Here is an 8674-nt window from a genome sequence, read left to right as displayed (position 1 = left end):
ATGCGCCGGATTCGTCAGTGGTTGATCTGAATCCCCCCGCACCGTTCGAGTTGCGTGACCATGCTCGTTCTGTGCCAGCGGCGGTGCAGCCAGATCCTCCAATAGTGGTCTCCGACGGTCGCGACAAGCGTCCTCTTTATTCCAACGATGCGATCGTTGTCGAAAGACTGAGGTCAGCTTACGCGGGTAAGGTCAAGGACGGCACGGTCAAGCGCCATGTAAATTCTCTTTTCGGCTTTGGTCGTTGGCTCCTTGAAAATAACAGGCCGGGATTTGCTGCTCGGCTTCACGATCCGTCGCTGGATCAGGATCGCAAGGAGTACGAGAGCAGGGGTGGCTCCTGGGACGTGCCTAGAGCACTGGGTCGTCTCAAGACGTTGGCGGGCGGAGCGCCAATGGTGGGCCGCGCTGTCCGGAATCCCGACCCTGTCGACGCCGCGCTCATCAGAGATTACAAAGCGGCTCTCATCGAAGAGTACAAGGCAGCGCCTGCGACAGGGCCGAATCCCGCTACCATTCAGGTCTATGGATCTGCTCTTAGACGTTTCAGTCATTACCTGCGTGAAAACAACAAGCCGGGGATTGCGGCTCGGCTTCACGAGGGGTCGCTGGATGAAGATGCCAAGCGCTATAACAACTCCATTGGGATCAGTGCACTAGCTCATCTCCGGAGGTTCCCGCCGTACGCCGCACTCGGGCGCGAAATTGCCCTTGCTGCGCGCACCGTTCGAGTTGCGTGACCATGCTCGTTCTGTGCCGGCGGCGGTGCAGCCAGATCCTCCAATAGTGGTCTCCGGTCGCGACAAGCGTCCTCTTTATTCCAACGATGCGACCGTTGTCGAAGGGCTGNGCCTCGGTGCTGCAGCCGGGTCACTCAACGGCGCGCGATTCGTCAGTGGTTGATCTGAATCCCCCCGCACCGTCCGAGTTGCGTGACCATGCTCGTTCTGTGCCGCCGGCGGTGCAGCCAGATCCTCCAATAGGGGTCTCCGGTCCCGACAAGCGTCCTCTTTATTCCAACGATGCGACTGTTGTCGAAGGGCTGAGGTCAGCATTGGAGAGCACGGTCAAGCGCCATGTAAATTCTCTTCTCGGCTTTGGTCGTTGGCTCTTTGATAATAACANCGACAAGCGTCCTCTTTATTCCAACGATGCGACCGTTGTCGAAGGGCTGAGGTCAGCACTCTATGCCGGTAAGGTCGGGGAGCGCACGGTCAAGCGCCATGTAAATTCTCTTCTCGGCTTTGGTCGTTGGCTCCTTGAAAATAACAAGCCGGGATTTGCTGCTCGGCTTGGCGATCCGTCGCTGGATCAGGATCGCAAGGAGTACGAGAGCAGGGGTGGCTCCTCGGACGTGGCTAGAGCACTGGGTCGTCGCAAGAAGCCGGTCCGGAATCCCGACCCTGCCGACGCCGCGCTCATCAGAGATTACACAGCGGCTCTCATCAAAGAGTACAAGGCAGCGCCTGCGACCGGGCCGAATCCCGGTACCATTCAGGTCTATGGGTCTGCTCTTAGACGTTTCAGTGAATACCTGGTTGAAAACAAAAAGCCGGGGATTGCGGCTCGGCTTTACGAGCGGTCGCTGGATGAAGATGCCAAGCGCTATAACAACTCCGGTGGGATCAGTGCACTAGCTCATCTCCGGAGGTTCCCGCCGTACGCCGCACTCGGGCGCGAAATTGCCCTTGCGGCATCGTAAACTTAAAGAGCGCGAGGCGGTCGTAGCCCGCTTGCCCCACGACGGTTCATGCCCGAGCGATTTTTGCCCACNGAGCGCGAGGCGGTCGTAGCCCGCTTGCCCCACGACGGTTCATGCCCGAGCGATTTTTGCCCACAGGTTCATTGCCTCTGAACGCAGTTCGCGATGATGGCTGGAGGAGATTTCGTGGCGGGGGATGTGGAACAGGTTGGCAATCGGATCATGGATGGAGACGAAGCGCTGCAAATGGCGTTGTGACTTGAAGCGTTTCATGATCCGTTCCCGTCGCCGGACTGGCTGATGGGAATTCTCCGCCCGATTGTTCAAGCCTTTATGCGAACGGTGTTCGACCCCCGGCATGATCTCTCGCTTTGCAGCGTCGTAAGACCGAAGCTTGTCGGTGATCATCACGCGCGGCGCGCGGCCTTGGCCCTTCAACAGCTTGCGCATCAGACGCTTGGCGGCCTTGGCATTGCGACGACTTTGCACCAGAACCTCCAGGACGAAACCGTCCTGATCGACGGCGCGCCAGAGCCAGTGCTTCTTGCCGCGGATCGAAACGACGGCCTCGTCGAGATGCCACTTGTCATCCAGCCGACCCGCTGAGCGGCGGCGGATCTCGCTGGCAAAGGTCCGCCCGAATTTCTCTGCCCAAAGCCGGACTGTCTGATGCGAGACAATAATCCCTCGTGCCGCCAGCAAGTCCTCGACCATTCGCAAACTGAGAGGAAAACGGAAATAGAGCCAGACAGCATGGGCGATGATCTCGGCGGGGAAGCGATGGCGGCGGTAGAGTGGGCCATGCTCTGTCATAGCCCGTCATCGCACATCGGTATCCACGCTTCGTTAAGTTGACGATGCCAATGAACCTGTGGGCAAAAATCGCTCGGGCATGAACCGTCGTGGGGCAAGCGGGCTACGACCGCCTCGCGCTCTTTAAGTTTACNCAATGAACCTGTGGGCAAAAATCGCTCGGGCATGAACCGTCGTGGGGCAAGCGGGCTACGACCGCCTCGCGCTCTTTAAGTTTAAGATGCCTTCGCATCCGTGCCGCCGAACTTGGGCGCCAGCTTGTCGCAGATGCACGTCAAAGCCAAGCATGCCGCATACTCATGTCGATCCCCGGCATCGGCGCCATCACCGCAACCTCTTTCGCCACTGCCATTGAAGATCCGGGCAACTTCAAGAAGTCCCGCTCTGTTGCCGCTTGGATCGGCCTGACAACTCGCCGCTACCAATCGGGAGAAGTCGATTATGACGGCCATATATCCCGACGCGGCGATCGACATTTACGGGGACTTCTCTATGAGGCTGCGGCGGTCATCCTGACACGCAGCTCGATCGACAGCAGCCTGCGCACGTGGGGCCTCAAGCTCCGGGAGAGGATCGGCTTCAAACGAGCTGCCGTGGCTGTGGCGCGCAAACTGGCGGTGATAATGCATTCGATGCTCAAGACCGGTGAGTTCTTTGATCGAAATGCAGGCGCCACAGCATGAAATCTTGCGAATAGCGTTCAGGATCTGAGCGCCTGAGACGTCCCTGCCGGGACGTGAGCCGAGCCATTCCGCTGATGGGGTTGCACCGCTGTCTCAGCAAAGTGCGTCGTCCACATTGAAGGCTCGTCCGCGGAGCTCCATCATGCGGCGACTGATGTCGACCGCGAAGACAACCATGCACCCGGCAGCGTCGTCTCGACGCAATTACATGCTTGACGTCCCAGCGGCGATTAGACAACCCCATCTGCTTGGCAATGGAGGGCGTGGGATTGTAGGCAAACCTGGCCTGTCATTTGCGCATCATATGAACCATCTCGATGCCCGAGAGGATAATTTCGGCGGTTGTGGTTGACTTGAAGCCGAGCATGGACCGGACGCGGCGCTTGATGCGCCTATGATCCTGTTCGATGCGGTTGTTGAAATACTGGCTCTTGCGGATTCTGATCGGCTTCAGTGCTCGTCGCGATCGATGCCGCAGGCGATTTTCAAGATCGCAAGGTCGGATGGCCTCGTGATTGGTCTGGCTGCCGTCGATGGCGATACGTTCCGGCCTGCCATGGCGCTGCAGGGCCTTCCGTAAGAAGCGTTTGGCCGCCGGCAGGTCACGGTTCTCGCTGAAAAAGAATTCGACCGTATCGCCGAGGCTGTCGATAGCACGAAGAGATACATCCATTGGCCTCGAACCTTGATGTAGGTTTCGTCCATGTGCCATTTTCCAGTGACGCTGCGCTTGCGCCGGTTGAAGCGTTCAAGCAGCAGAGGCGAAAAATGCACGACCCAGCGGTGGACAGTGGAATGGTCGACGTGAATGCCGCGCTCGGCCATCCTCTCTTCCAGATCGCGCAGGCTGAGATTGTAGGCAAGATACCAGCGAACGCACAGCAGGATCACGGATCGATCAAAATGGCGGCCTGTGAACATGACAAACTCCCGGAAAATAGAGCAAGCGTCATGCAGCAAATGACCTTCCGAAAAGTTTGCGACAGAACCCGAGCACGGCCTCACATTGGCCGCACGCAACGGCGAGTGGTATCAAGGGGCAGCTGTTCTGGGTCGGTGCCCCAGGGTTGCTCGGCAACAGGTTTAGACAAGGGGATTCAAGATTGAAGGTGTGCCGTTGAAACATGTTCTTGTCATTGACGATGATGCCGCAATGCGGCGCCTCATCGCCGAGTATCTCACGATGCATGCCCTGAAGGTAACCGCAGTCCACGATAGCAAGCAGTTTGAGTATGTTCTTTCACATGAGCCAGTCGATCTCGTGGTTGTTGACCTTAACCTAGGCCGGGAGGATGGACTTGCGATCGTCCGCGATCTGGCGACAAAATCGGATGTTCCTATCATAGTGATCAGCGGCGACCGGCTTGATGAGGCGGAAAAAGTGGTTGCACTGGAGCTCGGCGCAACCGCTTTCATTCCCAAGCCTTTCGGGATGCGCGAATTCTTGGCCCGCATTCGAGTAGCGCTACGCCAGCGCATTTCTAATCCGCGAACCAGAGAGCAGCGCTCATTTCGCTTTGGGGCCTGGAAGCTCAGCGTGAAGCAGCGGCGACTGATCTGNTGGCCGCGTGACAGTGAGCTATGCTGGAGATTGGGGTGACGAGGCTGATCAAGCCTTCCAACAGTGCCAGCCTGACCAATTACGGCGAGAGCTACCGGTCCGGAGATCGCATCAGCGCCTCTGTCGTCAAGAGAGCTGTTCTGCTTGACCCCAGCCATGGAGCTCAACGCCCCGCGTCGGAGCGCTCCCTGCTTCTGAAGGAAGCCATTAGGTCCGCTCGGGCTTGATCGGAGGCTTGGCTGATGGACGTCGTGGTTGCTTCGCTCAGTTGCCGCCCCATGGCGCGGCTTTGCGGATTATCAGTCCTCTGCCTCTTCGCCGGTCTCAACAGCGCTGTGTAATGTTCATTGTTTATGATGACGCCCCCGCTGTTCACGAGGTTGCTCCTGTCAAGTGTACTCGTCAGTCCGTCCTGGGCCTCGCGCTTCTTGCCCAAGTGCCGTTCAAACGGCGCTGGCGCGACTTGTTGAGCTCGAGAGATGGGTCCCTGCTCTCCTGCGTGGCCATGAGCTTGTGCCGCGGTCTGCGCAGCGGCGTCCCCAATGGCACGAGCCTCCATGCCGACTGCGTCTTCCCGACGAGCAGCAAGGGCAATTTCGCGCCCGGGTGCGAACTTCCGGAGATGAGCTAGTGCACTGATGTCAGCGGTTTTCATATAGCGCTTGGCATCTTCATCCAGCGACCGCTCGTGAAGCCGATCCGCAATCCCCGGCTTTTTGTTTTCAACCAGGCATTGACTGAAACGTCTAAGAGCAGACCCATAGACCTCAACGGTACGGGGTTTCGGCCCGGTCGGCGCTGTCTCGTACGCTTTGATGAGAGCCGCTGTGTACTCTCTGATGAGCACGGCGTCGGCAGGGTGGGGATTCAGGGCAGGGCGGCCCGCCACTGGCGCTCCGCCCGCCCACGTCTTGAGACGACCCAGTGACCCAGCCACGGCCGAGGGGCCGCCACCCCAGATCTCGTACTCCTTGCGATCCCGATCCAGCGACGAATCGTGAAGCCGATCCGCAATCCCCGGCTTGTTATTTTCAACGAGCCAATGACCAAAGCCGAAAAGAATATCTACATGGCGCTTGACCGTGATCTCCCCGATCTTACCGGCATAGAGTGCTGACCTCAGCCCTTCGACAAGGGTCGCATCGTTGGAATAAAGAGGAGGCTTGTCGGGACCGGAGACCACTTTTGGGCGATCTGGCTGCACCGCCGCCGGCACAGAACGAGCATGGTCACGCAACTCGACCCGTGCGGGGGGATTCAGATCAACCACTGACGAATCCGGCGCATGATGATGGCGCGCTGTTGAGTGACCCGGCTGCAGCACCGAGGCACCCAGCATCGACCCACTGCCTCCGGCGTACGGCGCCGCGGCGTGTTCTTGTCCGCTCCNCCTTTGCCTCTTCGCTGGTCTCAACTCCGCTGTATCATGCTCACGGTTGATGAGGACCTCCTCGCTTGATAGCTGGTTGCTCCTGTCCTGTGCAGCGATCCGCTCGTCCGGCGCGCGCTGGTCGCCGTCGCTCCAGCTCAGGGGACGAAAGGACCCTGCGGGATCCGAGGCTTGGTGATGGGGCCCAGTTGGCACGAAAGACGATGCCAGAACAGCGTCGTCTTCATTAGCTTTCCCAGGGGGGAGATACTCTGGCCAACTGTATTCCTCCTGCGGCCCGCTGTGCTGCGCAGCGGCGTCCCCCTTGCTCTCAAGACTTTGAAATTTAAATGGGTCCCCGGGAGCAACGTCTGGCGCTGACTGGCCGAGCCGCTTGATCTGCTGGTGAAACGTCCCAACGGGGCTTTCCTTAACCGCGTCTCGGGCGTGTCGGTCCATGAGTTCAAAGTTCGTGAGATNTCGCGCTGACTGGCCGAGCCGCTTGATCCGCTGGTGAAACGTCCCAACGGGGCTTTCCTTAACCGCGTCTCGGGCGTGTCGGTCCATGAGTTCAAAGTTCGTGAGATTATTTGCCGTTCCAGATGTATCGTCACCCCTGAGGCGGGTTTGTAGTGCCTGCCGATTGACGACGAGGTTGTTGAGGTTCAGGTCATCTGGCTGCGATTGCAATCGCCCAACCAGCGCCCGCGTGCCGTCCACCACGTAGACTCCGCAATCCACCACGTTGCTCTGCTGGGCGATGCGGGATAAGCCCACGCGGGTCTCCAGGCTGGCGCCCAGATTTTCTGCGAGCTTTTTTGCAAGCGTGTCATTGCATCCGTTGTAGGAGTCATAATGATAGGCAACCGGCCGTTCCCGGTCGCNGTCTGGCAGGTCTGGCAGGTCTGGCTGCCATCTTTGCAATCGCCCAACCAGCGCCCGCGTGCCGTCCACCACGTAGACTCCGCAATCCCGCTCGTTGCTCTGCTGGGCGATGCGGAGCGAGCTGGTGTCCAGGCTGGCGCCCAGATTTTCTGCGAGCTCTTTTGCAAGCGTGTCATTGCATCCGTTGTAGGAGTCATAATGATAGGCAACCGGCCGTTCCCGGTCGCTGCGATCAACGAACAGCAGCGACCAATGGGTGCCGCGCTCCNCACTGGCACGAACAGGAAGTCGGCTGTGTCGTTACCGTTCTGATTATGGACGATGCGCTGGAATGCGCTTAGCACGCCGCTCTCGGAGCCCAACCGCAGATGATAAATGGCTACGAGGGGATCCACGAACCGCGTCCGGGCGGCGAGATCTGGATTGTTCCCCTGCAACTCCTGCTCCAGGAGTTGGTAATCCCTCTGGATATGTTCGTCGCCTAGCCATTCCAATGCGCCGAGCACCCGCCCGTCTTTAGCTTTCCCNTCATAATGATAGGCAACCGGCCGTTCCCGGTCGCTGCGATCAACGAACAGCAGCGACCAATGGGTGCCGCGCTCCGCAAGAGTCGTACCGGCATTGCTCACTGGCACGAACAGGAAGTCGGCTGTGTCGTTACCGTTCTGATTATGGACGATGCGCTGGAATGCGCTTAGCCTGTCGCTCTCGGAGCCCAAGCGCAGATGATAATTGGCTACGAGGGGATCCACGAACCGCGTCCGGGCGGCGAGATCTGGATTGTTCCCCTGCAACTCCTGCTCCAGGANTGGCTACGAGGGGATCCACGAACCGCGTCCGGGCGGCGAGATCTGGATTGTTCCCCTGCAACTCCTGCTCCAGGAGCTGGTAATCCCTCTGGATATGTTCGTCGCCTAGCCATTCCAATGCGCCGAGCACCCGCCCGTCTTTAGCTTTCCCAGGGGGCTTCTCTGGCCGACCCAATGCCTCCTGCGGCCCGCTGCGCTGCGCAGCGGCGTCCCCAATGGCACGAGCCTCCATGCCGACTGCGTCTTCCGGACGAGCAGCAAGGGCAATTTCGCGCCCGAGTNTACCACTGGAGTCCAAATAGCGCCTGGCATCTTCATCCAGCGACCCCTCGTAAAGCCGAGCCGCAATCCCCGGCTTGTTGTTTTCATGCAGGTATTGACTGAAACGTCTAAGAGTAGCCGCATAGTCCTGAGTGGTTTTGGGATTCGGCCCGGTCGCAGGCGCTCCCTCGTACTCTTTGATGAGAGCCGCTTTGTAATCTCTGATGAGCTCGGCGTCGACAGGGTGGGGATTCAGGGCAGCGCGGCCCACCATTGGCGCTCCGCCCGCCGACTCTTTGAGACGACCCAGTGCTCTAGCCACGTTCGAGGAGCCACTCTCGCGNCTTCCGGAGATGAGCTAGTGCACTGATCCCACCGGAGTTGTTATAGCGCTTGGCATCTTCATCCAGCGACCCCTCGTGAAGCCGATCCGCAATCCCCGGCTTTTTGTTTTCAACCAGGTATTCACTGAAACGTCTAGGAGCAGATCCATAGGTCTGAATGGTAGCGGGATTCGGCCCGGTCGGCGCTGCCTTGTACTCTTTGATGGGAGCCGCTGTGTAATCTCTGATGAGCGCGGCGTCGGCAGGG

General features: G+C 59.1%; 2 protein-coding genes and 4 pseudogenes. 3 read left to right on the top strand and 3 right to left on the bottom strand.

Annotated elements, in window-relative coordinates; translation table 11 throughout:
- Positions 1-740, top strand: a pseudogene (locus X738_RS80290) (hypothetical protein); the annotation flags it as partial.
- Positions 741-1813: 1073 nt separating this feature from the next.
- Here X738_RS80290 and X738_RS80280 read toward each other — a convergent pair.
- A complete protein-coding gene (locus X738_RS80280; RefSeq protein ID WP_023804235.1) occupies positions 1814-2515 on the bottom strand; it encodes an IS6 family transposase in 702 nt (233 codons plus the stop codon).
- A gap of 224 nt (positions 2516-2739) precedes the next feature.
- On the opposite strand from X738_RS80280, the pseudogene X738_RS0145275 reads away from it, so the two are divergent.
- Positions 2740-3198: pseudogene (locus X738_RS0145275) on the top strand (transposase); the annotation flags it as partial.
- 289 nt (positions 3199-3487) lie between these two features.
- Here the strand turns inward: X738_RS0145275 and X738_RS80275 are convergent.
- Positions 3488-4119, bottom strand: a protein-coding gene (locus tag X738_RS80275) for an IS6 family transposase (RefSeq protein WP_245277908.1) whose coding sequence is annotated in 2 segments (ribosomal slippage) — positions 3488-3858 and positions 3858-4119 — 633 coding nt in all. Because the reading frame shifts where the segments join, the coding sequence is not laid out codon by codon here.
- A gap of 196 nt (positions 4120-4315) precedes the next feature.
- On the opposite strand from X738_RS80275, the pseudogene X738_RS80270 reads away from it, so the two are divergent.
- Positions 4316-4756: pseudogene (locus X738_RS80270) on the top strand (response regulator); the annotation flags it as partial.
- A 1987-nt stretch (positions 4757-6743) separates the two neighbouring features.
- On the opposite strand, the pseudogene X738_RS89935 reads toward X738_RS80270, so the two are convergent.
- Positions 6744-7525, bottom strand: a pseudogene (locus X738_RS89935) (Ulp1 family isopeptidase); the annotation flags it as partial.
- Positions 7526-8674: the final 1149 nt, after the last annotated feature.

Origin of the sequence: Mesorhizobium sp. L48C026A00 (genome assembly GCF_000502375.1) — a bacterium.
Lineage (GTDB): Bacteria > Pseudomonadota > Alphaproteobacteria > Rhizobiales > Rhizobiaceae > Mesorhizobium > Mesorhizobium muleiense.
Note: the sequence above shows the minus strand (reverse complement) of the source record. Positions and strands in the feature narration are given on the sequence as shown.

What these genes read in the sequence shown, in the direction of transcription:
- X738_RS80280 (WP_023804235.1), bottom strand. Translation starts at nt 2,515, where the DNA reads ATGACAGAGCATGGCCCACTCTACCGCCGCCATCGCTTCCCCGCCGAG.